This window comes from Tabrizicola sp. YIM 78059 (genome assembly GCF_004959785.1).
Taxonomy (GTDB): domain Bacteria; phylum Pseudomonadota; class Alphaproteobacteria; order Rhodobacterales; family Rhodobacteraceae; genus Tabrizicola; species Tabrizicola caldifontis.
Genome location: NZ_SJZH01000011.1, coordinates 1 through 24324 on the forward strand (window position 1 = coordinate 1; position 24324 = coordinate 24324).

At 64.9% G+C, this 24324-nt stretch carries 19 protein-coding genes; 7 read left to right on the forward strand and 12 right to left on the reverse strand.

Annotation, left to right across the window (positions count from 1 at the left end; all coding sequences use genetic code 11):
* Nucleotides 1–228 precede the first annotated feature (228 nt).
* Nucleotides 229–2541, reverse strand: a complete 2313-nt coding sequence (gene parC, locus EZM81_RS13660; RefSeq protein ID WP_211195420.1) for a DNA topoisomerase IV subunit A — start codon at nucleotides 2539–2541, stop codon at nucleotides 229–231.
* A 144-nt stretch (nucleotides 2542–2685) separates the two neighbouring features.
* Here parC and EZM81_RS13665 point away from each other — a divergent pair, with 144 nt between their 5' ends.
* The 7 genes from EZM81_RS13665 (at nucleotide 2686) to betC (ending at nucleotide 8619) form a co-directional block, all read left to right on the forward strand.
* Nucleotides 2686–3324, forward strand: a complete 639-nt coding sequence (locus EZM81_RS13665) for an SH3 domain-containing protein (protein ID WP_136646103.1) — start codon at nucleotides 2686–2688, stop codon at nucleotides 3322–3324.
* Between the two features lie 4 nt (nucleotides 3325–3328).
* Complete coding sequence (locus EZM81_RS13670) at nucleotides 3329–4159, forward strand: SDR family oxidoreductase (protein ID WP_136646104.1); 831 nt, start codon at nucleotides 3329–3331, stop codon at nucleotides 4157–4159.
* An 82-nt stretch (nucleotides 4160–4241) separates the two neighbouring features.
* Entirely contained in the window at nucleotides 4242–4445 is a 204-nt protein-coding gene (locus EZM81_RS13675) for a twin transmembrane helix small protein (protein WP_135448018.1), read from the forward strand.
* Between the two features lie 2 nt (nucleotides 4446–4447).
* Nucleotides 4448–5020, forward strand: a complete 573-nt coding sequence (locus tag EZM81_RS13680; protein ID WP_136646105.1) for a cob(I)yrinic acid a,c-diamide adenosyltransferase — start codon at nucleotides 4448–4450, stop codon at nucleotides 5018–5020.
* 222 nt (nucleotides 5021–5242) lie between these two features.
* A complete protein-coding gene (locus EZM81_RS13685; RefSeq protein WP_135448022.1) occupies nucleotides 5243–6004 on the forward strand; it encodes an electron transfer flavoprotein subunit beta/FixA family protein in 762 nt (253 codons plus the stop codon).
* Nucleotide 6005: 1 nt separating this feature from the next.
* The gene (locus EZM81_RS13690) at nucleotides 6006–6932 is read left to right on the forward strand and encodes an electron transfer flavoprotein subunit alpha/FixB family protein (protein WP_135448024.1); all 927 of its coding nucleotides are present in this window, start codon (nucleotides 6006–6008) and stop codon (nucleotides 6930–6932) included.
* A 181-nt stretch (nucleotides 6933–7113) separates the two neighbouring features.
* Nucleotides 7114–8619 carry a choline-sulfatase gene (gene betC / locus EZM81_RS13695; RefSeq protein WP_136646106.1) on the forward strand — a complete coding sequence of 502 codons (1506 nt, stop codon included), beginning with the start codon at nucleotides 7114–7116 and terminating at the stop codon, nucleotides 8617–8619.
* Nucleotides 8620–8686: 67 nt separating this feature from the next.
* On the opposite strand, the gene EZM81_RS13700 is transcribed toward betC, so the two are convergent.
* The 11 genes from EZM81_RS13700 to secE form a co-directional block, all read right to left on the reverse strand.
* On the reverse strand, nucleotides 8687–10300 hold the full coding sequence (locus tag EZM81_RS13700) for a GMC family oxidoreductase (protein WP_136646107.1): 1614 nt from the start codon (nucleotides 10298–10300) through the stop codon (nucleotides 8687–8689).
* Nucleotides 10301–10455: 155 nt separating this feature from the next.
* Nucleotides 10456–10926, reverse strand: a complete 471-nt coding sequence (locus tag EZM81_RS13705; RefSeq protein WP_136646108.1) for an OsmC family protein — start codon at nucleotides 10924–10926, stop codon at nucleotides 10456–10458.
* Nucleotides 10927–10938: 12 nt separating this feature from the next.
* Entirely contained in the window at nucleotides 10939–11838 is a 900-nt protein-coding gene (locus EZM81_RS13710) for a DMT family transporter (RefSeq protein WP_135448032.1), read from the reverse strand.
* A 342-nt stretch (nucleotides 11839–12180) separates the two neighbouring features.
* Nucleotides 12181–16431: a DNA-directed RNA polymerase subunit beta' gene (gene rpoC / locus EZM81_RS13715; protein ID WP_136646109.1), complete on the reverse strand. Its 4251-nt coding sequence runs from the start codon at nucleotides 16429–16431 to the stop codon at nucleotides 12181–12183.
* Nucleotides 16432–16512: 81 nt separating this feature from the next.
* Nucleotides 16513–20646: a DNA-directed RNA polymerase subunit beta gene (rpoB, locus tag EZM81_RS13720; protein WP_136646175.1), complete on the reverse strand. Its 4134-nt coding sequence runs from the start codon at nucleotides 20644–20646 to the stop codon at nucleotides 16513–16515.
* Nucleotides 20647–20880: 234 nt separating this feature from the next.
* Nucleotides 20881–21264, reverse strand: a complete 384-nt coding sequence (gene rplL, locus EZM81_RS13725; RefSeq protein ID WP_135448038.1) for a 50S ribosomal protein L7/L12 — start codon at nucleotides 21262–21264, stop codon at nucleotides 20881–20883.
* A gap of 63 nt (nucleotides 21265–21327) precedes the next feature.
* Nucleotides 21328–21843, reverse strand: a complete 516-nt coding sequence (rplJ, locus tag EZM81_RS13730; protein WP_135448040.1) for a 50S ribosomal protein L10 — start codon at nucleotides 21841–21843, stop codon at nucleotides 21328–21330.
* A 222-nt stretch (nucleotides 21844–22065) separates the two neighbouring features.
* Nucleotides 22066–22764, reverse strand: a complete 699-nt coding sequence (gene rplA, locus EZM81_RS13735) for a 50S ribosomal protein L1 (RefSeq protein WP_136646110.1) — start codon at nucleotides 22762–22764, stop codon at nucleotides 22066–22068.
* Between the two features lie 5 nt (nucleotides 22765–22769).
* A complete protein-coding gene (rplK, locus tag EZM81_RS13740) occupies nucleotides 22770–23222 on the reverse strand; it encodes a 50S ribosomal protein L11 (protein WP_135448044.1) in 453 nt (150 codons plus the stop codon).
* A gap of 91 nt (nucleotides 23223–23313) precedes the next feature.
* Nucleotides 23314–23847 (reverse strand): transcription termination/antitermination protein NusG, encoded by a 534-nt coding sequence (gene nusG / locus EZM81_RS13745; protein WP_135448046.1) that lies wholly within the window; start codon nucleotides 23845–23847, stop codon nucleotides 23314–23316.
* A gap of 148 nt (nucleotides 23848–23995) precedes the next feature.
* Entirely contained in the window at nucleotides 23996–24181 is a 186-nt protein-coding gene (secE, locus tag EZM81_RS13750; RefSeq protein ID WP_135448049.1) for a preprotein translocase subunit SecE, read from the reverse strand.
* Nucleotides 24182–24324: the final 143 nt, after the last annotated feature.

Below are 24324 nucleotides of genomic sequence, written 5' to 3' on the forward strand. Positions count from 1 at the left end.
GTGCGGTTTCGTCCGTTCAAACTTTGCCTTCGCCATTCTCGATGTCCGCCCTTGTGCTGATCGCTTGCATGGTCGGGCCGGAAGGGGCCCGTGATTACACGCGCGGCGACTTAGCCCGCGCGGGCGGGAAATTCAAGCCTGATCGGGCCACGTCGAACTCGTCTTGGCGTTCGACTGGACAGCCCCTCGGCAATGCCGCAGCCATCGCAAAGGCCCGAGGCGGCACCCTCAGGTGAAGCGGTTGTCCCGCGGGAAGCCGCGCGGGGCCATCTTGCCGGCACCGGCGCGGGCGCCCATCCATTCGGCAAGGTCGGTTTCGGTGCGCGTCCGGCCTGCAGGATCCTTCCAGGACAAGCCGTCGGCCTTCGCGAAGGTGATCGCATCCGACAGGCCGCCGTCCTTGTATTTCTGCAACCGGACACCCTTGCCCCTGGCCATCTCGGGCAGCTCTGACAGCGGGAAGACCAGCATCTTGCGGTTGTCGCCCACGACCGCGACCATGTCGCCCGCGACCGGTCGGCAGACTGCGGCCTTTACCCCCTCGCGCACCGTCAGAACCGCCTTGCCCGCGCGGGTCTGGGCGACCAGCTCCTCGGAAGGCACGATGAAACCGTCGCCTGCGGTCGAGGCGACCAGATACTTCTGCCCCGGACGCCAGACCAGAAGATCCGTTATTCCGGTATCGTTGGGAAGATCGACCATCAGGCGAACTGGCTCTCCCATGCCGCGACCACCGGGCAGATTGGCGCCAAGAAGCGTGTAGAACCGGCCATTTTCCGCCACCAGAAGAATCTTGTCGGTCGTTTCGGCGTGAAAGGCAAAGCGTGGGCCGTCGCCATCCTTGAACTTCTGCTCGGCGGCCAGATCCACATGACCCTTCATCGCGCGGATCCAGCCCATCCTTGAACAGATGACGGTGATCGGTTCGCGGTCGATCATCGCCTCGTAGGGGATCTCCTCGATCTCGGCGGCGTCGGCAAACTGCGTGCGCCGCGCACCCAGGGCCGTGCCCTTGCCGTAAGTCTTGCGCAGCTCCTCCAGGTCCGACCCGATCCGCTTCCACTGGCGGGGTTCGTTGGCCAACAGATCCGCCAGATCGGCGCGTTCCTTCGTAAGGGCGTCGCGTTCGGCGTTCAGTTCCATCTCTTCCAGTCGCCGCAAGGACCGCAGACGCATGTTCAGGATCGCCTCGGCCTGAACCTCGGTCAGCTGGCCCGCAGCACCCTTCACCGGGGGCCTGTAATCCTTTTCGGACGTGGCGCGAACATGTGGTTTCGACCAGTCCTCGGCCATCAGCGCGGCCTTGGGGTCCTCGTCATATCGGATGATGTCGATCACCCGGTCGAGGTTCAGGAAGGCGATCAACAGCCCTTCCAGAACCTCCAGCCTGGCATCGATCTTCTCGATCCGGTGCTGGCTGCGCCGGCATAGCACGTCGCGGCGATGGTCCAGGAAGGCGCGCAGCACCTCCTTCAGCGAACAGACCTTCGGCACCTTGCCGTCGATCAGCACGTTCATGTTCAGGCTGAAGCGCACTTCCAGGTCCGAGTTGCGGAACAGGCTGCCCATCAGCACCTCGGGGTCCACCGTGCGGGACCGGGGTTCCAGGATGAGGCGGATGTCTTCGGCGGATTCGTCGCGCACATCGGCCAGAAGCGGCACCTTCTTCAGCTGGATCAGCTCGGCCAGCTTCTCGATCAGCTTGGACTTCTGCACCTGGAAGGGGATCTCGGTCACGACGATCTGCCAGGTGCCACGCCCCAGATCCTCGACCTGCCACTTGGCGCGTGTGCGGAAGGCGCCGCGGCCGGTGCGATAGGCCTCGAGAATCGACTCACGCGGTTCCACGATCACCCCGCCGGTCGGGAAATCGGGACCGGGGATCAGCTGGACCAGCGCCTCGTCCGACAGGCCCGGGTTCTCCAGCAGGGCCTGGCAGCCGTCGATCAGCTCGTCCAGGTTGTGCGGCGGGATGTTCGTGGCCATGCCCACCGCAATGCCAGAGGCGCCGTTGGCCAGAAGATTCGGGAAGGCCGCGGGCAGCACCACCGGTTCTTCCAGCCGGCCATCGTAGTTGGGGCGGAAATCGACGGCGGTTTCGTCAATCCCCTCCATCAGCAGTTCGGCCGCCTGCGTCACGCGGGCCTCGGTGTAGCGGCTGGCCGCCGGGTTGTCGCCGTCGATGTTGCCGAAGTTGCCCTGCCCGTCCACCAGCGGGTAGCGCATGTTGAAATCCTGCGCGAGCCGCGCCATCGCGTCATAGATCGCCTGGTCGCCGTGGGGGTGGAAATCCCCCATCGTGTCGCCACTGATCTTGGCCGATTTCAGGAACCCTCCCGTCGGCGTCAGCCGCAGCCGCCGCATTGCCCAGAGGATTCGCCGGTGCACCGGTTTCAGCCCGTCGCGGGCATCGGGCAATGCCCGATGCATGATCGTGGACAGGGCATAGGTCAGGTAACGCTCGCCGATCGCGCGCGACAGCGGTTCGGAAAGCGTCATGCCGCCTTCGCCGATCTTGGGCTCGTCATCGTCCGAAGTCATGGATGTTGTGTAGGGAAATCCGGGCCGCCGGTCCAGATGGCATCGCAGCAACAGAAGTAACCTGTAGAGGCGCGATGCGTTTTGGACTCAACCCCGCGCGGGGAGTTGTGCTATGCAAGGACGGCTGCCCAACCGGAATTACCCATGCTGCGCCTGACGTTACTGCTTTGCCTTGGCATGCTCGCCGCGCTTTACACGCTGGGCGAGGACAGGGGTCAGTTGCGTCCCGGTCTTGTCAAGGCCAAGGCCGAAGGTCGGCTTGAACAGGTGTGGGCCGAGGCGCGGGCGAAGGCGGCGCGCACGCTGCCTGCTGCGGCAGAAACCGTCCCGGTGCCGGTCGTGGCCGAAACGGCACCCGCAGCGGCCCCTTTGCCCGAACTGCCGCCTGAACCCGAACCCATGCTGGCCAACGCCAGCCCTGCGATCACCCCGGTGGTCGATGTCGAACCCGGGCGCGAGGTGATCGCCGCCGTGGCGGAACCGGTGTTCACACTGTCCGCCCTGGGCAACGAGCCCGTCCCCGGTGCCGACGGCCGCCCGGTCGCAACAGAGGCCCCCGTCCCGGAGACGATTGCCGAAGGCGCGATCCGGTATGTTACCGCCAGTTCGGTCAACGTGCGTTCCGGCCCCTCGACAGCGGCAGATATCCTCGGAAGGCTGGGCAATGGAGAGGCCGCTCTGCTGGTTGCGGCGGTCGATGACGAATGGGGGCGCATCGTGGTTCAGGGTGACGGCATGGAGGGTTATGTTGCCCTGCGATTCCTGAGCGCCGAAGCCCCCTGAAATCATGCCCCCGCGTTCCATTCTCATCACCGGATGTTCATCCGGCATCGGCCTTGACGCGGCGCGCAGCCTGCATGCCCGCGGCTGGCGTGTGTTCGCCACCTGCCGGCAGCAGGCAGACTGCGACCGCCTGCGTGGCGAGGGACTGGAAAGCTTCCGGCTGGACTATGCCGACGAGGCCAGTATCGCCGCGGCGGTGGCCGAGGTCGTGGAACGCACCGGCGGCACGCTGGATGCGTTGTTCAACAACGGCGCCTTCGCCAGCCCCGGCGCGGTCGAGGATCTGCCGCGCGACGCCCTGCGCGAAATCTTCGAAACCAATCTTTTCGGCTGGCATGACCTGACCTGCCGGGTGATCCCGCTGATGCGGGCGCAGGGGCACGGGCGAATCGTCAACTGCTCGTCCGTCCTGGGTCTTGTCGCGCTGACCTGGCGCGGAGCCTATGTGTCGACCAAGTTCGCGCTGGAAGGGCTGACCGATGTCCTGCGTATCGAAATGCGGGGCACCGGGATCGACGTGATCCTGATCGAGCCCGGCCCCATAGCCACGAAGATCCGCGAAAATGCCATCGCGCATTTCGAAAAGTGGATCGACTGGGAAAATTCCGCCCGCCGCGACCAGTATGTCGCCCTGCGCGGGCGGCTCTATGACCGCAAGACGAAGAAGGATGCCTTCGAACTGGAACCTTCGGCAGTGACGGCGAAACTGATTCATGCCATCGAGGCACGGCATCCCAAGGCACGCTATTTCGTCACGACGCCCACCTATCTGATGGGCTTTGCGCGCCGTCTGCTGCCGACCCGGGCGCTTGACTGGCTGATCGCGAGGGGCTGAGGGCCACCGCCGGCCTTGCCGCGAAATTTGGCTTCGCTTTTCTCGGCCGTGCGCCTAGATCAGTCAGAAAGGGAGTCTGCCCATGCTTTCCGATCCAATCTTCATCTTCGGTGCCTTCCTCTGCCTGCTGGTGCTGGTCATCCTGCTCTTCGGCATCGGCAGCTTTGCCAAGGGAGGCGAGTTCAACAAGCGCAACGCCAACAGGATCATGCGCTGGCGGATCGGCGTGCAGTTCGTGGCGGTGGTCACCATCGTGATCTTCGCCTGGGCCAGAGCAAAGGCCTGAGCATGGTTGTCCTGTCGAAGATCTACACCAAGACCGGCGATGCCGGGGAAACAGCGCTCGGCAACGGCGCGCGGGTGGCAAAGCATTCACTTCGCGTCAGCGCCTACGGCACGGTGGACGAGACCAACGCCACCGTCGGCCTGGCCCGCCTGCACGCGACCGACGAGATGGACGCAGCGCTGAAGCGCATTTCCAACGACCTGTTCGATCTGGGCGCCGACCTTTGCACCCCTGACCGGCATCTGGACGCCACGCTGTCCTACACCCCGCTGCGCATGATCGAGGGGCAGGTGACGCGGCTGGAACGCGAGATCGACGCGATGAACGACCGGCTGACACCCCTGCGCAGCTTCATCCTGCCGGGCGGGTCAGTGCTGGCGGCGCAACTGCACCTTTGCCGCACCGTCTGCCGCCGGGCCGAGCGGCTGGTCGTCGAACTGGCGACGATGGAAGACGTGAACCCCGAGGCGGTGCGCTACCTGAACCGCCTGTCCGACTGGTTCTTCGTCGCCGGACGGATCGCCAACAACGATGGCAAGGACGACGTGCTCTGGGTTCCCGGACTGACGCGCTGACGGATAGCCTGCGCGTCGAGCATGTCGTTCGCGGTTCGTGAGCGCCAAGGACGAGTCCACGAAGGTCTTGGTGAGCAGGCCCTGATCGCCCCCAACGATCAAAACGCGGCGTCGTGTCGCCGGAAGGTGTCGCATTTGCTCTGTTCCGGGGGCTTTCGCTGCGGTAACAGGCGGCGGAGAGCTTGTGCGGCCTCGTGTCGCGACGGATGAGGAGTTTCGGCGATGAAGGTGCTGGTCCCGGTCAAGCGGGTGATCGACTACAACGTGAAGGTACGCGTCAAGGCGGACGGGTCTGGGGTTGACCTTGCGAACGTCAAGATGTCGATGAACCCCTTCGACGAGATCGCTGTCGAAGAGGCGATCCGGCTGAAGGAAAAAGGCATCGCCACCGAGGTCGTCGTCGTGTCGATCGGCGTGAAGCAGTCGCAGGAAACCCTGCGCAACGCGCTGGCCATGGGCGCGGACCGGGCGATCCTGATCGAGGCCGCGACGGATGTGCATACCGACATCGAGCCCCTGGCCGTGGCCAAGCTGCTGGCCGCCGTGGTCAGGGAAGAAGCGCCGGGTCTTGTCCTGTGCGGCAAGCAGGCGATCGACAACGACATGAACGCCACCGGCCAGATGCTGGCTGCCCTTCTCGGCTGGAGCCAGGCCACCTTCGCCAGCGAAGTCGCCATCGAGGGGGACCACGCCAAGGTCACGCGCGAGGTGGACGGCGGCTTGCAGACGATCTCGGTCAAGCTTCCCTCGATCATCACCGTCGATCTGCGGCTGAACGAGCCGCGCTATGCCAGCCTGCCGAACATCATGAAGGCCAAGGCCAAGCCGCTGGCGACCAAGACGCCCGCCGATTATGGCGTGGATGTCTCGCCGCGCCTGTCGGTGGTCAAGACGGTGGAACCGGCGGGCCGCAAGGCGGGCGTGAAGGTCGGCTCGGTGGACGAGCTGATCGCGAAACTGAAAGACGAAGCGGGGGTGATCTGAGATGGCCGTTCTTCTTCTTGCCGATGTGGTTGACGGGAAGCTTGCGACCGATCAGGTCGCCAAGGCGCTGACTGCGGTGAAATCGCTGGGTCCGGTGACGGTGCTGGTCGCCGGAGCGGGCGGTGATGCCGCCGCGGCCGAGGCCGCGACGCTGGACGGCGTGTCAAAGGTGCTGTTCGCCGACGACCACGCCTATTGCCACGGGATGGCCGAACCCACCGCCGCGCTGATCGTGTCGCTGGCGGGCGACTACGAGCACATCGCCGCCGCAAGTGGCGCGCTTTCGAAATCGGTCCTGCCGCGCGTGGCGGCCCTTCTGGACGTGATGGTCATCTCGGAAGTGCTGGCGGTCCATGACGGAGCGACGTTCGACCGGCCGATCTATGCCGGCAACGCGATCCAGACGGTGAAGACCTCTGACGCCAAGAAGGTGCTGACCATTCGCACCGCAACCTTCGATGCGGCCGGCAAGGGCGGCAACGCCCCAGTGGAAAAGATCTCGGCCGTGGTCGATGGCAGCCTGTCGACCTGGGTTGAGGACAAGGTGGCATCAAGCGACCGACCGGAACTGACCAGCGCGGGGATCGTCGTCTCCGGCGGGCGGGGCGTCGGCTCGAAGGAAAGCTTCGACCTGATCGAGAAGCTGGCCGACAAGCTGGGCGCCGCCGTCGGCGCCAGCCGCGCTGCGGTCGATTCGGGCTATGCGCCGAACGACTGGCAGGTGGGCCAGACCGGAAAGGTGGTGGCGCCGGACCTCTATGTTGCCGTCGGCATCTCGGGCGCGATCCAGCACCTTGCAGGGATGAAGGATTCCAAGGTGATCGTCGCGATCAACAAGGACGAAGAGGCGCCGATCTTCCAGGTCGCAGACTATGGCCTGGTCGCCGACCTGTTCACCGCCGTGCCGGAGATGATCGAGAAGCTCTGAGGTTCGGCGCTCTGAAGCGCATCTTGCATCAGGTGACATTGGGTCTTCCGCAAGGGAGACCCTTTTCTTTGGCCACCGCTGAAATGGCGGATACGACCGGCTTCTGTCGGTTGGGGGCCAGACCCTTCCCGGTCAAGCCGTCATTCAGGGCGCGATGCCCCACCCACTCGCGGATCCTCACATGACCGGAAAGCCCAACCTTCTGATCTTCATGGTCGATCAGCTGAACGGGACGCTGTTTCCCGACGGCCCGGCCGATTTTCTGCATACCCCGAACCTGAAGCGGCTGGCCGCACGTTCCACCCGCTTTGCCAACTGCTACACGGCCTCGCCGCTGTGCGCCCCGGCGCGGGCAAGCTTCATGTCGGGCCAGCTGCCCTCGCGCACCCGGGTCTATGACAACGCGGCCGAATTCGCCAGCGACATCCCGACCTATGCCCATCACCTGCGCCGTGCGGGCTATCACACCGTGCTGTCTGGCAAAATGCATTTCGTCGGCCCCGACCAGCTGCACGGCTTCGAAGAGCGGCTGACCACCGACATCTACCCCGCCGATTTCGGCTGGACCCCCGACTACCGCAAGCCGGGAGAGAGGATCGACTGGTGGTATCACAATCTCGGCTCGGTCACCGGGGCGGGCGTGGCCGAGATCACCAACCAGTACGAATACGACGACGACGTGGCCTTCCAGGCCGTGCAGAAGCTTTATGACCTGTCGCGCGGGGCCGATCCGCGGCCCTGGTGCCTGACGGTCAGCTTCACCCACCCGCACGACCCCTTTGTCGCACGGCGCAAATACTGGGATCTCTACGAAGGCGCACCGGAACTGGAACCGCCCGCTGCCATCCCCTACGAGGCGATGGATCCCCATTCCCGGCGCCTGATGGATGCCTGCGACTGGCGGAATTTCGACATCACACCCGACCACATCCGCCGCGCGCGCCGGGGCTATTTTGCCAACATATCCTACATCGACGACAAGATCGGCGAGATCCTCTCGGTGCTCGAGGCGACCCGGCAAGATGCCCACATCCTCTTCCTCTCCGACCACGGCGAGATGCTGGGAGAGCGCGGCCTGTGGTTCAAGATGAACTTCTTCGAAGGCTCGGCCCGCGTGCCGCTGATGATCGCCGCGCCAGAGCTGCCAGCGGGCCGGGTCGATACACCGGTCTCCACCATCGACCTGGCGCCTACCCTGGCCGCAGTGGCCGGCATCTCGATGGACGAGGTGATGCCCTGGACCGAAGGCGTCAACCTGATCCCGGTGGCGAACGGCGCCCCGCGCGGCCCGGTGGCAATGGAATATGCCGCCGAAGGCTCGATCACGCCGCTCGTCGCCCTGCGCGAGGGCGCCTGGAAATACATCCGCTGCGCGGCCGACCCCGAGCAGCTCTTCGACGTGGCCAACGACCCGGGCGAGACCACGAACCTCGCCGCCGATCCCCGCGCCGCCGAAATCCTCGCTCATTTTCGCAAGCTTGCCGATGCCCGCTGGGATCTCGCCGCCTTCGACGCCCAGGTCCGCGAAAGCCAGGCCCGGCGCTGGGTCGTCTACGAGGCGCTGCGCAACGGCGCCTATTTCCCCTGGGATTACCAGCCGCTCCGCGCCGCCAGCGAACGCTACATGCGCAACCACATGGACCTGAACGTCCTGGAAGAGCAGAAGCGCTTCCCTCGCGGCGAATAGACAGGGGGCACGCATCCGACGCCCCCTTGCTCTTTCTTCAAATGCTCCCGCCGGAGGCCCGCCGACCCTAACGCGCGTCGGCCAGCACCCGTTCGGCCCCCATCCAGCCCATCAGGATGGAAGGCGCATTGGTGTTGCCCGCGATGATGTTAGGGAAGGCCGAAGCGTCGATCACCCGCAGCCCGCCGACGCCGTGCACCCTCAGCCCGGGATCCACGACCGAAGTCGCCGGATCCTGCCCCATCCGGCAGGTGCAGCTGGGGTGATAGACTGTCCCCGAGCGGGCGCGGAAATCGGCGATCAGGTCGTCGTCCGTCACAACTTTGGGCCCGGGTCGCAACTCCTCCTTGATTAGCGGCGCCAGTGCCGGCTGCGCGGCGATGCGGCGGACGAACTTCACCGCGGCCAGCATCTCCGCAACGTCGTTGTCGGTCGAAAAGGCGTTGGCGGTGATCACCGGATGATCCTCGGGCCGGGCCGAGCGCAGCCGGATATGGCCCCGACTGGTTGGCCGGCAGTTCGACAGGCCGATCGACATACCCGACCAGGGGTCCGGCGTCAGGATCGGCCGCTCGCCCCCGCGCGGGATCAGCGTCGAGAACGCCTGGAAATACAGCTGCATGTTCGGCCGGTCCAGGTCGGGCCGCGTGCGGAAGAAGCCGCCGCCGTGGTTGATCGACTTCGCCAGCGGCCCCCCCCCGCCCAGGACATACTGCAACCCGGCGCGCAGCTTGCCCCACCAGGGGCGCAGCTCGTCGTTGTAGGTCGGCACCTTCATCGACCAGGTGTAGTTCAGCCCCTGATGGTCGCTCAGGTGGTCGCCGACATTCGGATTGTCGCTGACGACCGGGATGCCCAGCGCCTGCAACAGCGCCCCCGGCCCGATTCCGGACAGTTGCAGAAGCTGCGGCGAGTTGATCGCGCCCCCGGCCAGGATCACCTCGGCGCGCGCCCGCAGCACCCGCGTCGTGCCGCCGTGGCGATACTCGACCCCGACCGCCCGCCCGCCCTCGATCAGCACCCGCGTCGCCAGCGCCCGGGTCAGCACGCGCAGGTTCGGCCGCTTCATCGCCGGCCGCAGGAAGGCCCGCGCCGCCGAATTGCGCCGGGCCGCCTTGATCGTCATCTGGTAGATGCCCGCGCCTTCCTGCTGCGCACCGTTGAAATCGGGGTTTTCCGCCAGACCCGCCTGGCCGCAGGCCGCGACATAGCTTGCCACCAGCGGATGCAGACCCGTCCGGTTGGCCGATATGAACAGAGGCCCACCCGTCCCGCGAAATTCGTCCGCGCCGGCCTCGTTGTCCTCCAGCGCTCGATAGGCGGCGAGGCACTCGTCCCAGCCCCAGCCCGGCGCCGCGCGGCCCCAGTCTTCGTAATCCGCCCGGTGCCCCCGGATCCAGACCATCGCGTTGATGCTGGAGGACCCGCCGAGGATCTTGCCGCGCGGCCAGTGGTCCTGCGCGCCATTCAGCCCGGGGTCGGGTTCGGTCTTGTAAAGCCAGTTCACCGCCGGGTCATAGAACAGCTTGCCATAGCCCAGTGGCAGCTGGACATAGAACCGCCGGTCCGTCCCGCCCGCCTCCAGCACCGTGACCCTGTGGCGCCCGCTGGCCGTCAGCCGATCGGCCAGGACGCATCCGGCGGAGCCCGCGCCCACGATGATGTAATCGGTCTCGTCCATCCGCGCCCCCTGACCCCGGCGCGACCCTAGCGGGGCCCAAGGGCGGAGACCGTCCGGTTTGCGACACTGGATGTCGCGCCCGTGTCGCCCCCCCTGCGCCTTCGGCTTGTCGTCGCGGGCCGCCCTGCGAGGAGCGGCGCAGCCTGCGACGAGCGTTACGCCTGGACCTCGAAGGTCGGCGCATAGTCCACCGGAAAGTTCACCGACCGGGCGATGAAGCAGACCTCGTGGATCCGGTGGTGGATCGCCTCGGCGGCAGCAAGGTCCGTCCCCGGCTTCACCAAGACATGCGGCCGCAGCGTCGCCTTTACGAACCGCCCAGCCCCGCCGCGCCCGACCTCGCCCACGGCCACCGGGCTGTCACTATAGCCCGTGACCACGATCCCCGCATCGCTGGCATAATGCAGATACCACAGCATGTGGCAGGCCGAGAGCGCCGACAACAGCAGATCCTCCGGGTTCATCTTCGCCGGATCGCCGCCCAGGAGCGGGTCGTTCGAACAATGAACAAGGGCCTTTCCCGGCACTGCGATGTCCCATGTCCGGTCATAGGCGTGGTAGTGCGCAGTTCCGTCACCCCGGTTGCCAGTCCACTGGATTCGTGTGGTGTAGTCATGGGTCGGCATTTGCCCCTCCTGTCAGCCTTGCAAACCGGGTTGCGATGCACGGTGCAGTCGAAGCCTCCGCTCGCGCCACAGGGTAAACAGCCCTGCGCCGACGACGATCGCCGCGCCAACCAGCGTCCACAGGTCGGGCAGATCGCCAAAGACCAGAAGACCAAGCACGATGGCCCATAGCAGCGAGGTATAGCGGAAAGGCGCAACGATGCCGATGTCGCCATGCCGCATCGCCATGACCGAGGTCAGATAGCCCACGATCAGGAACAACCCCGCCCCCAGCACCTTGCCAGCCTCGGGCGCGCTCATCGGGGCCCACCCCTGGAAGGACGCGCCGACCCAGCCCATCACCGTCACCGCAACCGCCGCCCCGAGGGCCACCAGGGCCGACGGCACCTGCCCCTGCATGGGCCGCACCGACAGATCGCGGACCACCACACAGACGACCGAGGCCACGCCCAGAAGCGCCCAGCGGTCGAATCCTTCCGTTCCCGGCCGGATGATGATCAACACACCCACCAGCCCGGCCAGGATCGCCGTCATCCGCCGCCAGCCGATCCGGTCGCCGAAGACAAGCGCCGCGCCCAGCGTGATCGCCAGCGGCAGCGCCTGCAGAATGGCCGACAGGTTCGCCAGCGGCATTCGCAGCAGCGCCTCGAGGAACAGGATCGTCGCCGCGACATCGGCCAGCGAGCGCAAGAGGATCAGCCATCCGTCGCGACCGTTGGGGCGGAACCGGAATGCCCCGGTGGCCAGCACCAGCAGACCGAGGCCCACAACGGCAATCAGGCCCCGCAGTCCGATGGTCTGGTAAAGCGGCAAGGTCTGCGTCACCGACTTCATGAAGGTGTCGTTGATGGTAAAGGCGGCCATCGAGGCGCACATCAACAGGATGCCGCGCAGGTTTTCGGAAAGGGGCAAGGGCAGGATCCTTCCTGATCGCTGCCTGAGTAGCAGCCCGCCACGCCAAGCGGAAGATCCCTCTGGCCGATACCCGTCGGCCGATGCGGCGACGCTTTCGCCACCGACCATGTGCCCTGCCACGGGGCGATGCCGCGCACCGGGCAGGGCCCACGGACGGTTCATGCCCCCTTTTGCGAAAAGGTGCCGTCACTGGCAGGATCCGTTCTCTGCCCGCAGCAGCGCCGGTCATGGGGGTTCGATACCCCTTGAACGGCACGCCGTCCCGGCAAGTGCGAAACGAAAACCCCTGCCAGCCTTGCGACTGGCAGGGGCAGGTGTTTCGAACGGCGGCCGCGAGGCTCAGTCGCGGCTTTCGATCGTATCGACCAGACCGCTGTCGGCCTGGCCCTGAACGCCCGTTTCTGCCGCATCCATCGGCGCGGCAAGGGCCGCGGCCTTCTCGGCCTCGCTCCGGCGTGCCTCGATCACCAGGTGGTCACGCTCGGCAGCGATGCGCTTCACCCGCGCAGTCGCCCCGCCGGTACCTGCCGGGATCAGCCGGCCGACGATGACGTTTTCTTTCAGGCCCACCAGCTTGTCGCGCTTGCCCTGGACCGAGGCCTCGGTCAGGACGCGGGTGGTTTCCTGGAAGGATGCGGCCGAGATGAACGACCGGGTCTGCAGAGAGGCCTTGGTGATGCCCAGCAGGATTGGCTCGGCCGTCGCCTCGCGCAGGCCGCGGGCGCGGGCCTTGGCGTTCTCTTCCTCCAGCTCCTGCTTGTCCACATGCTCGCCCTTCAAGAGCGTGGTATCCCCGCTATCGAGGATTTCCAGCTTCTGCAGCATCTGGCGCACGATCACCTCGATGTGCTTGTCGTTGATCTTCACGCCCTGCAGGCGATAAACGTCCTGCACCTCGTCGATCATGTAGTTGGCAAGCGCCTCGATCCCCATGATCCGCAGGATGTCGTGCGGAGCGGGGTTGCCGTCCATGATGTAGTCGCCCTTCTGCACGAAGTCGCCTTCCTGCACCGGAATGTGCTTCCCTTTCGGGATCATGTATTCCATGGGCGGCAGCGTCTCATCCACCGGTTCCACGGTGATGCGGCGCTTGTTCTTGTAGTCCTTGCCGAAGCGGACATAGCCATCGGCTTCCGCGATGATCGCGTGATCCTTCGGACGGCGTGCCTCGAACAGTTCCGCCACCCGGGGCAGACCCCCGGTGATGTCCTTGGTCTTGGCGCCTTCGCGCGGGATCCGCGCCACCACGTCGCCTGGCCGCAGTTCCTGGCCGTCCTCGACGGAAAGGATCGCGTCCACCGACATCGGGTAGGTGATCGGATTGCCGCTGTCGCCGCGCACCGGATCGCCCGTCGCCGGATCCATCACGATGATTTCCGGCTTCAGGTCACCTCCCTTTGGAACCGAGCGCCAGTCGGCGACGATCTTCTGGGTCATGCCGGTGGCATCGTCGGTTTCCTCGCGGACCGAGATCCCCGCGACCAGATCCTTGAACCGCGCGACCCCCGCCTTTTCGGCGATGATCGGCAGGGTGAAGGGATCCCATTCGAACAGCTTGGTGCCGCGCTTGACGGTCTCGCCCTCCTTGACGTGGAGTTTCGAGCCATAGGTCAGCTTGTGGACCGCACGCTCGGTTCCTGCCTCGTCGATGATCGCGACCTGCATGTTGCGGCCGATGACGATCTGCTCGCCTGCGGCGTTCTTCAGGATGTTGGCGTTGCGGAACTCGATCCGGCCTTCCTGCGACGCTTCCAGGAACGACTGCTGGCCGCCCTGGGCCACGCCGCCGATGTGGAAGGTGCGCATGGTCAGCTGCGTGCCAGGTTCGCCGATCGACTGGGCGGCGATGATGCCGACCGCCTCGCCGATGTTCACCAGCGTGCCGCGCGCCAGGTCGCGGCCATAGCACAGCGCGCAAACGCCCTCTTCGGCCTCGCAGGTCAGCGGGCTGCGGATGCGGATCGAAGCGATGGACGACGCGGCGATCAGATCCGCCTTGCGCTCGTCGATCAACTCGCCCCTGGCGACGATCACCTCGTCGGTGCCCGGCGCGATCACGTCCTCGGCCGCGACACGACCCAGAACGCGCTCGCCCATCGGCACGATGACTTCGCCATCGTTGACGGCTGCCGAGGCAGTGATCGCATTTTCGGTGCCGCAGTCATGGACCCGCACGATGCAGTCCTGCGCCACATCCACCAGACGGCGGGTCAGGTAGCCCGAGTTCGCCGTCTTCAGCGCGGTGTCCGACAGACCCTTCCGCGCGCCGTGGGTCGAGTTGAAGTATTCAAGAACGGTCAGACCTTCCTTGAAGTTGGAGATGATCGGCGTCTCGATGATTTCGCCCGAAGGCTTGGCCATCAGGCCGCGCATACCCCCAAGCTGCTTCATCTGGGTCACCGAACCCCGTGCACCCGAGTGCGCCATCATGTAGACCGAGTTCGGCTCCATCTCGGCGCCGTTCTCGTCGAACTTGGGGGCCGAGATGGCCGCCATCATTGCCTCGGTCACCTTGTCGTTGCACTTCGACCAGGCGTCCACGACCTTGTTGTATTTCTCGCCCTGGGTGATCAGGCCGTCCAGATACTGCTGCTCGAAGCCGGCGACCTGCTCTTTCACCTCGTTCACGATCTCCCACTTCGACTCGGGGATCACCATATCGTCCTTGCCGAAGGAGATGCCGGCGCGGAAGGCCTCCTTGAAGCCCAGCGACATGATCTGGTCGCAGAAGATCACCGATTCCTTCTGGCCGCAGTAGCGGTAGACGGTGTCGATGACGGTCTGCACGTCCTTCTTGCGCAGAAGGCGGTTGACCAGATCGAAGGGCGCCTTGGCGTTCAGCGGCAGCAGGTTGCCCAGCCGCAGGCGGCCCGGTGTGGTGTCATACCGCTTCCAGACGATGTTGCCGTGTTCGTCCACCTGACGGATGCGCGCCTTGATCCTGGCGTGCAGATGCAACTCGCCGGCGGCAAGGGCATGTTCGACCTCGTCGATGTCGGCGAAGGCCATGCCCTCGCCCTTCATGCCCTTGCGCTCCATGGTCGTGTAGTAAAGCCCCAGAACCATGTCCTGCGATGGCACGATGATCGGGCTGCCGTTGGCGGGCGACAGCACGTTGTTCGTGGACATCATCAGCACGCGCGCTTCCAGCTGGGCTTCCAGAGAAAGCGGAACGTGCACGGCCATCTGGTCGCCGTCGAAGTCGGCGTTGAAGGCCGAGCAGACCAGCGGGTGCAGCTGGATCGCCTTGCCCTCGATCAGAATCGGCTCGAAGGCCTGGATGCCCAGGCGGTGCAGCGTCGGCGCACGGTTGAGGAGCACCGGGTGTTCGCGGATGACCTCGTCCAGGATGTCCCAGACCTCGGGCCGTTCCTTCTCGACCAGCTTCTTGGCCTGCTTCACGGTCGAGGACAGGCCCTTGGCCTCGAGCCGCGAGTAGATGAAGGGCTTGAAGAGTTCGAGCGCCATCTTCTTCGGCAGACCGCACTGGTGCAGCTTGAGTTCCGGCCCGGTCACGATGACCGAGCGGCCCGAGAAATCCACGCGCTTGCCCAGCAGGTTCTGGCGGAAGCGGCCCTGCTTGCCCTTCAGCATGTCGGACAGCGATTTCAGCGGGCGCTTGTTGGTGCCGGTGATGACGCGGCCGCGACGGCCGTTGTCGAACAGCGCATCCACCGCTTCTTGCAGCATCCGCTTTTCGTTGCGCACGATGATGTCCGGCGCGCGCAACTCGATCAGGCGCTTCAGGCGGTTGTTGCGGTTGATGACCCGGCGATACAGGTCGTTCAGGTCGGATGTGGCGAAACGGCCGCCGTCCAGCGGAACCAGCGGGCGCAGTTCCGGCGGGATCACCGGCAGAACGGTCAGGATCATCCATTCCGGGCGGTTGCCGGATTCCAGGAACGACTCGACGATCTTCAGCCGCTTGATGATCTTCTTCGGCTTCAATTCGCCGGTGGCTTCCTTCAGCTCTTCTCTCAGCTGGTCGGCCACGGCCTGCAGGTCGATCGCAGCCAGCATTTCACGGATCGCCTCGGCGCCGATGTTGGCGGTGAAGGCGTCGGCGCCATACTGGTCCTGCGCGTCGAGATATTCCTCTTCGGTCAGCAGCTGGCCATAGTTCAGGTCGGTGAGGCCCGGCTCGATGACGACGTAGTTCTCGAAATAGAGAATGCGTTCCAGATCGCGCAGCGTCATGTCGAGCATGAGCCCGATCCGGCTGGGCAACGATTTCAGGAACCAGATGTGGGCGACGGGGGCGGCCAGTTCGATATGGCCCATGCGTTCGCGCCGCACCTTCTGGAGCGTGACTTCAACGCCGCATTTCTCGCAGACGACGCCGCGATACTTCATGCGCTTGTACTTGCCGCAGAGGCATTCGTAGTCCTTGATCGGCCCGAAGATGCGGGCGCAGAACAGGCCGTCGCGTTCCGGCTTGAAGGTCCGGTAGTTGATGGTTTCCGGCTTCTTGATCTCGCCATAGGACCAAGACAGGATTCGCTCCGGGGAGGCCAGAGAGATCCTGATCTCGTCGAAGGTCTTGGCCGGAGCAACCGGGTTGAACGGGTTGGTCGAGAGTTCCTGGTTCATTTCATCTTCCCAATCAGAGGGTTGCGGTCAGAGGAGCCGGCTTCCTCGAAGAAACCGGCCCGGAATTTTCGAAAATTCCGGTCACTCCTCCTCCGCATCCAGGAGTTCCATGTTGAGGCCGAGGCCCCGCACTTCCTTGACAAGGACGTTGAACGATTCCGGCACGCCGGCCTCGAAGTTGTCCTCGCCCTTGACGATGGCCTCGTAGACCTTGGTCCGGCCCGCCACGTCGTCCGACTTCACCGTCAGCATTTCCTGCAGGGTGTAGGCGGCGCCGTAGGCTTCCAGAGCCCAGACCTCCATCTCGCCGAGACGCTGGCCGCCGAACTGCGCCTTGCCGCCCAGCGGCTGCTGGGTGACCAGGCTGTAGGGGCCTGTCGACCGCGCGTGCAGCTTGTCATCGACGAGGTGGTGCAGCTTCAGCATATACTTCACGCCCACCGTGACCTTGCGGCTGAACTTCTCGCCGGTGCGGCCGTCGAAGACTTCGCTCTGGCCGGATTCGTCAAAGCCGGCGCGGCGCAAGGCATCGTTGACATCGGCCTCCTTGGCGCCGTCGAAGACCGGGGTCGCGATCGGCACGCCGCGGGTTACGAGGCTGGCCTTCTCGACCAGATCCTCGGGCTCCATGCCGGCGAAGGCTTCATCGTAGGTCTCGTCGCCATAGGCCAGCCGCATCGCCTCGCGCACCGGGGTCAGGTCGCCCGAACGGCGGAATTCGGCCAGCGCCTCGTCGATCTTCAGGCCCAGGCCGCGCGCGGCCCAGCCCATGTGGGTTTCCAGGATCTGGCCCACGTTCATCCGCGACGGCACGCCGAGCGGGTTCAGCACCAGATCGACCGGGGTGCCATCGGCCAGGAAGGGCATGTCTTCCATCGGCACGACCTTGGAGATGACGCCCTTGTTGCCGTGACGGCCGGCCATCTTGTCGCCCGGCTGCAGCTTGCGCTTCACCGCAACGAAGACCTTGACCATCTTCATCACGCCCGGAGGCAGGTCGTCGCCGCGGCGGACCTTTTCCACCTTGTCCTCGAAGCGGTGCTCCAGCGCGCGCTTCTGCGCCTCGAACTGGTCGTGCAGTGCCTCGACCTCCTTGGCGTCAGCCTCCTCGCCCAGCGCCAGCTGCCACCACTGACCGCGGCTGAGGGTGGAGAGCAACTCCTCATCGATGGTCGAGCCCGCCTTGATGCCCTTCGGCCCCTTCACGGCGGTCTTGCCCAGGATCAGCGACTTCAGACGCGCATAGATGTTGCGTTCCAGGATCGCCAGCTCGTCGTCCCGGTCGCGGGCAAGGCGTTCGACTTCCTCACGCTCGATCTGCAGCGCGCGTTCGTCCTTGTCCACGCCGTGCCGGTTGAACACCCGCACTTCCACCACCGTGCCATAGGCCCCCGGCGGCAGGCGCAGCGAAGTGTCTCGCACGTCCGACGCCTTTTCGCCGAAGATCGCGCGAAGAAGCTTCTCCTCCGGTGTCATCGGGCTTTCGCCCTTGGGCGTGATCTTGCCTACGAGGATATCGCCCGGCTGCACCTCGGCGCCGATGTAGACGATGCCCGCTTCGTCGAGGTTGCGCAGCGCCTCTTCGCCCACGTTCGGGATGTCGCGGGTGATCTCTTCCGGGCCCAGCTTGGTATCCCGGGCAGCAACTTCGTATTCCTCGATGTGGATCGAGGTGAACACGTCATCGCGCAGGATGCGTTCCGAGATCAGGATCGAGTCCTCGTAGTTGTAGCCGTTCCAGGGCATGAACGCGACGATCACGTTCCGACCCAGGGCCAGTTCGCCCATGTCGGTGCAGGGACCGTCAGCGATGACCTCGCCCCGCTTCACGGTGTCGCCCACCTTTACCAGCGGACGCTGGTTGATGCAGGAGGACTGGTTCGACCGCTTGAACTTGCGCAGACGGTAGATGTCCACGCCCGGCTCGCCCGGTTCCAGCATCTCGGTGGCGCGCACGACGATACGGGTGGCGTCCACCTGGTCGATCACGCCGGCGCGGCGGGCCATGATGGCCGCGCCAGAGTCACGGGCGACCACGGCTTCGATGCCGGTGCCGACGAAGGGGGCATCGGATTGCAGCAGGGGCACCGCCTGGCGCTGCATGTTCGAGCCCATCAGCGCGCGGTTGGCGTCATCGTTTTCCAGGAACGGGATCAGCGAGGCCGCGACCGACACCAGCTGCTTGGGCGAGACGTCGATCAGGTCGATCGCCTCGGGCGGGTTCAGCATGAATTCCCCAGCCTTGCGGCTGGAAATCAGGTCGTCGGTGAAGCGCCCTTCGGCATCCTGCGCCGCGTTCGCCTGGGCGACGGTGTGGCGCATCTCCTCGGTCGCCGACATGTAGACGACCTCGTCGGTCACCTTGCCGTCGATCACCTTCCGGTAGGGGGTCTCGATGAAGCCGTACTTGTTCACCCGCGCGAAGGTCGCCAGGCTGTTGATCAGGCCGATGTTCTGGCCTTCCGGCGTTTCGATCGGGCACATCCGGCCATAGTGGGTCGGGTGCACGTCGCGGACCTCGAAGCCCGCACGCTCTCGGGTCAGACCGCCCGGGCCGAGGGCCGACAGACGGCGCTTGTGGGTGACTTCCGACAGCGGGTTGGTCTGGTCCATGAACTGCGACAGCTGGCTGGAGCCGAAGAATTCCCGCACCGCCGCCGCCGCCGGTTTCGCGTTGATCAGGTCCTGCGGCATGATCGTGTCGATCTCGACACTGGACATCCGCTCCTTGATCGCGCGCTCCATCCGCAGGAGGCCGACGCGGTACTGGTTCTCCATCAGCTCGCCGACCGAGCGCACCCGGCGGTTGCCGAGGTGGTCGATGTCGTCGATCTCGCCCTTGCCGTCGCGCAGTTCGGTCAGCGCCTTGATGCAGGCGATGATGTCCTCGCGGTCAAGCGTGCGCTGCGTGTCGGGCTTGTTCAGGTCCAGCCGCATGTTCATCTTGACCCGGCCCACGGCCGACAGGTCATAGCGTTCCTTGTCGAAGAACAGCGTGTCGAACAGCGCGGCGGCGGCCTCCACCGTCGGCGGTTCGCCCGGACGCATGACGCGATAGATGTCCATGAGCGCTGTGTCGCGGCTCATGTTCTTGTCGATCGCCATGGTATTGCGGATGTAGGGTCCGACGTTGACATTGTCGATGTCGAGGACCGGAATGTCCGTGATGCCCTGGTCGAGCAGAAGCTTGACCGTGCCGCCCTTCACCTCGCCGTCGCGATCCAGTTCCCAGGTCAGCTCGTCGCCGGCCTCGACCCAGATCTCGCCGGTTTCCTCGTTGATGATGTCCTTGGCGACATACCGGCCGAGGATGTGGTCGAAGGGCACCAGAAGCTCGGTGACCGTGCCCTCGTCCTTCCACTTCTTCACCATGCGCGGCGTGGCCTTGTCACCGGCCTTCAGGATCACCTCGCCCGTTGCGGCATCGACCAGGTCATAGGTCGGCCGGGTGCCCTGAACCCGGCTGGGGAAGAACTTGGTGACCCAGCCCTTGTTCTTGACGTAGCGGAAGTTGATCGTCTCGTAATAGGCATTCATGATGCCTTCCTGGTCCATGCCCAGGGCGTAAAGCAGCGTCGTGACCGGCAGCTTGCGGCGGCGGTCGATGCGGGCATAGACGATGTCCTTGGCGTCGAACTCGAAATCGAGCCAGCTGCCGCGATACGGGATGATGCGGCAGGCGAACAAGAGTTTGCCCGAGGAATGGGTCTTGCCCTTGTCGTGGTCGAAGAACACGCCGGGTGAACGATGCATCTGGCTGACGATCACGCGTTCCGTCCCGTTCACGATGAACGTTCCGTTCGGCGTCATCAGGGGCATGTCGCCCATGTAGACATCCTGTTCCTTGATGTCCTTGACCGACCGGGCCCCGGTGGCTTCATCGACATCGAACACGATCAGGCGCAGCGTCACCTTCAGGGGCGCGGCATAGGTCATGTCGCGCTGCTGGCATTCCTCCACGTCATATTTCGGCTTTTCCAGCTCGTACTTCACGAACTCGAGGACCGCGGTCTCGTTGAAGTCCTTGATCGGAAAGACCGACTGGAAGGTGCCTTGCAGCCCCTCGCCGTCCATCGGCTTGTCGCCGTCGCCAGAGCGCAGGAAAAGATCGTAGGAGGATTTCTGAACCTCGATCAGGTTCGGCATCTCCAGCACTTCACGGATTTTCCCGTAATAGCGGCGGATGCGTTTCTGGCCGACATAAGCTTGCGCCATCTTCCTGGTCACCTTTCATTTTCGCTGGCACACCACCCGTCGGGCCACGGGCGCGCGCCGCTTGCGAAGAGGCCGATGGGTTCCATTCGTGCCACCCGTCCCGAAGGGAGGCTCCCGAACCCGTCTCGCACCTGGGGAGAGACCTTCGCGAAGATCCCTTCCAAGATGCGCACGGCTGGGCCCGAATGCCTCGGGCCCAGCCTGCAAATCCGTGGGGTTGTCCCCCGTGACGGATTACTTCAGTTCGACCTTGGCGCCAGCCTCTTCGAACTTCTTCTTCATCGCCTCGGCGTCGGCCTTCGACACGCCTTCCTTGACCTTGCCACCGGCTTCGGTCAGGTCCTTGGCTTCCTTCAGGCCCAGACCGGTGATTTCGCGCACGACCTTGATCACGTTGATCTTGTTCGCGCCGGCGTCGGTCAGGACGACGTCGAATTCGGTCTTTTCTTCTTCGGCGGCAGCGGCAGCACCGCCAGCGCCCGGAGCAGCAGCCATCATGACGGCGCCACCGGCGGCCGGCTCGATGCCATACTTGTCCTTCAAGATGGTCTTCAGTTCCTGCGCCTGCAGGAGGGTCAGACCGACGATCTCTTCGGCGAGTTTGTTCAGATCAGCCATTTTTCAGTTCCGTTTGTTAAGATGGGTTCCAACGATGCGGGGTCAGCCACACCGGGCAAGGGGTCAGGCCGCGGCCTTCTCCTCGATGGTCGACAGGATGCTTGCGATGTTCGACGCAGGCGCGCCAATGGCCCCGGCGATGTTCGACGCGGGCGCACCAATGCACGACACGATCTGAGCGATAAGCTCTTCGCGCGACGGCATGGCGGCCACGGCCTTGACACCGGCCTGGTCCAGAACCGTTTCGCCCATGGCCCCGCCGATGATCACGAACTTGTCGTTCGTCTTGGCGTAGGCCTCGCAGACCTTGGCCGCAGCCACGGGGTCTTCCGAGTAGGACAGCACGGTCATGCCCGTGAGCAGGTCACCCATCTTTGCGCAGGGTTTCCCTTCAAGGGCGATCTTGGCGAGCGTGTTCTTGGCAACGCGAACGGACCCGCCCACTTCACGCATCTTCGCGCGCAGGTCCTGCATCTGTGCAACCGTCATCCCGGTGTAGTGGGCAACCACCACAACGCCAGAGCTTTCGAAGATCTGGCCGAGTTCCTCGACCACTTTCTCTTTCTGGGCTCTATCCACAGTTTCACTCCAAGGTTGGGGGTTTCCCCCCGGCTCATGTTTGCCGCCCTTGCGGGCGGCGTTCGGGTCCGTTTTGGTTCCCGAGCCCAAGACCACCCGAAGGCGCCCCAAATCTCGTTCCCCATCTCAGGCAGGATTTATGGTGTTTGCGCACCACCCGCCGTCTCGGACAGTGCCGGGCGTGACCGCCCGGCCAACCCACGCCTCGCGGCGCGGGATCTCTTACGCGTGGGTCGCCGAGGCGATGTCCACCGACACGCCGGGGCCCATGGTGGACGACAGCGACACCTTCTTCAGATAGGTGCCCTTGGCACCCGTGGGCTTGGCCTTCGACACGGCATCCACGAAGGCCCGGACGTTCTCGGCCAGCTTGCCCTCGTCGAAGGAAACCTTGCCGATGCCGGCGTGAATGACACCGGCCTTCTCGACCTTGAACTGGACCTCGCCGCCCTTCGCCGCCTCGACCGCCGCCTTGACGTCCATCGTCACGGTGCCGACCTTCGGGTTCGGCATCAGGTTGCGCGGGCCCAGGATCTTGCCCAGACGTCCGACCAGTGGCATCAGGTCCGGGGTGGCGATGCAGCGGTCGAACTCGATCTTGCCGGACTGGATCGTCTCCATCAGGTCTTCCGCGCCCACGATGTCCGCGCCTGCGGCCTTGGCTTCGTCAGCCTTGGCACCACGGGCGAAAACGGCCACGCGCACGGTCTTGCCGGTGCCATTCGGCAGCTGGCACACGCCGCGCACCATCTGGTCGGCATGGCGCGGGTCCACACCCAGGTTCATCGCGATCTCGACAGTCTCATCGAACTTGGCCGAGGCCGCCTGCTTGACCAGCTTCACCGCCTCTTCGACCGTGACGTTCGACTTGCCCGCGAAAAGCTCTTTCGCCTTGGCGATGCGCTTTGCAACTTTTGCCATGGTTCTCAGCCCTTCACTTCGATGCCGCAGGACTTGGCCGAGCCAAGCACGATCTGCATTGCCGCCTCGATCGAGTTCGCGTTCAGATCCTTCATCTTGGTCTCGGCGATCTTGCGCAGCTGGGCCGCGGTGATCGTTCCGGCAACCTCGCGGCCGGGCTTCGACGAACCCTTAGAGCGGTTGCGCTTGCCCACGGGCGGCAGGCCGGCAGCCTGCTTGATCAGGAACGAGGCCGGAGGCGTCTTCAGCTCCAGGCTGAAGGACTTGTCCTGATAGTAGGTGATGATGACCGGCGTTGGCGTGCCGGGCGGGATGTCGGCGGTCTTCGCGTTGAATTCCTTCACGAAGGCCATGATGTTCAGGCCGCGCTGGCCGAGGGCCGGGCCGACCGGGGGCGAGGGGTTCGCCTGCTGGGCTTTGACTTGCAGCTTGAGGCTGCCGATGATCTTCTTGGCCATCTGGCCGTCTCCTTTGTCACAGCGTCGGAAAGACGCGGTTTAGTGGTCCGGTCCGTCACCCCTTGGGGCGCTCGCCTCCCACGCGATGCACTCAGGCCCCTTTCGAGACCTGGGTGAATTCCAGTTCCACCGGGGTTGCCCGGCCGAAGATCGAAACCGTGACCTTCAGGCGGTTGTGCGCCTCGTCCACGTCCTCGACCATGCCAGAGAAACCCTCGAACGGGCCGTCGGTGACCTGCACCGTTTCGCCGATGTCGAAACGGATCAGGTTGCGCGGCGCCTCCTGACCCTCCTCGACCCGGTTCAGGATCGCGTTGACTTCCGAATCACGCATCGGCATCGGCTTGCCCTGGGGGCCAAGGAAGCCGGTGACGCGATTGATCGAGGAAATCAGGTGGTAGCCGCGGTTCGACATTTCCATGTGCACCAGCACATAGCCCGGCATGAAGCGGCGTTCGGACGTGACCTTCTTGCCGCGCCGGACCTCGATAACCTCTTCGGTCGGCACCAGAACCTCGTCGATCTCGTCCTGAAGACCGGCTTCGGCGACGGCGGTCTTGATCTGCTCGGCCACCTTCTTCTCGAAGTTCGAGAGAACGCTCACCGAATACCAGCGCTTGGCCATCTGCCTCTTTCCTCAACTCGGGCCCTGCGGCCACTCATCTTCCCCGGAACAAAAAACAGCGCGCACCCCGAATCGATGCGCGCCGGTGTCCCTTTGGTTGCGGGCGGGCTTACCCCCTGCCCGCCGTCATTTCAAGAGGGAACCCGCCTCATGCACCGATGATGTACTGCAGCGCCGTGCGGATCCCGAGGTCCACGAGACTGAAGAAGGTCGCAGCCAGGGCCGACAGGATGAACACCATCAGTGTGGTCAGCAGCACCTCGCGCCGGGTCGGCCAGACGACCTTGGCCACCTCGTTGCGGGTCTGCTGCAGGAACTGAAAGGGGTTCATCATGGCCTGGGGGCTCCGGTCTCGGGTATCGGCGGGACATACGGCCTTCAGCCCGGAATTTCAAGCGCCGGTCGCGCCTCACAGGTCCGGCATTCTCAGCCGGCATGCCCCGTCATCCTGCACTGCGCGCCTCAAGTTGGCGTCCA